The organism is Hymenobacter agri (genome assembly GCF_054778495.1).
In genome coordinates, this window is record NZ_BAAGZM010001103.1 from 1 (window position 1) to 820 (window position 820).

At 67.8% G+C, this 820-nt stretch carries 1 pseudogene; it reads left to right on the plus strand.

The features are described from left to right. A pseudogene (locus tag ACYVDE_RS24735) lies at positions 1–820 on the plus strand (hypothetical protein); the annotation flags it as partial.

Below are 820 nucleotides of genomic sequence, written 5' to 3' on the forward strand. Positions count from 1 at the left end.
TGGCAACCGCCGCGAAGCTCAACCAACCGGCCCGGACCTGGGCGCGGGGCATGGAGCCCGCCGGCTTGTTCTCGTATCTGACCGGTACGCGCTGGGCCGCCACGATGACGGTGGGCTTGTCGCGCACCGACGTTACCTGCGCCGGCAACGACGGCACCATCACCGCCACCGTTACCGGCGGGGTGGCCCCCTACACCTACCTGTGGTCGAACGGCGCCACTACGGCCTCCATTACCGGGCTGGCGGCCGGCTCTTACTCCGTAGTCGTTACCGATGCAACGGGGGCGACGGCGACTTGTAGCTGCGGCAACATTCAGGTGTTCACGCCCATTACCGCCACCACTACCATCATCGGCGTGCAGTGCAGCAACGACGCCACTGGCGGCGTGTACCTCACCAACCTGGCCGGCGGGGTGGCACCATACACGTATTTGTGGTCGAACGGCTCGACCGCTGCCACCCTGAAAGGAGTACCGGCAGGCACCTACACCGTCACCATCACCGACCACAACGGCTGCACGAGCACGCTCTCGGCTACCGTGCCGGCGGCCATCAACCTGGCGGCCACGGCCACCCGTAGCAACGTTACCTGCGCTGGCAGTGCCACCGGCAGCATCGCGCTAGCCGTGAGCGGCGGGGCAGCGCCGTACAGCTACCGCTGGTCGAACGGCGCTACCACGCAAAACCTGAGCGGCCTGCCCGCCGGCACCTACACCGTCACCGTCACGGATGCGGGCGGCTGCACGGGTACGGCTTCGGCCACCATTCTGGAGCCAGCTGCGCTCCGGCTGAGCCTGACCAACCCGCGCCCCAGCTGCTT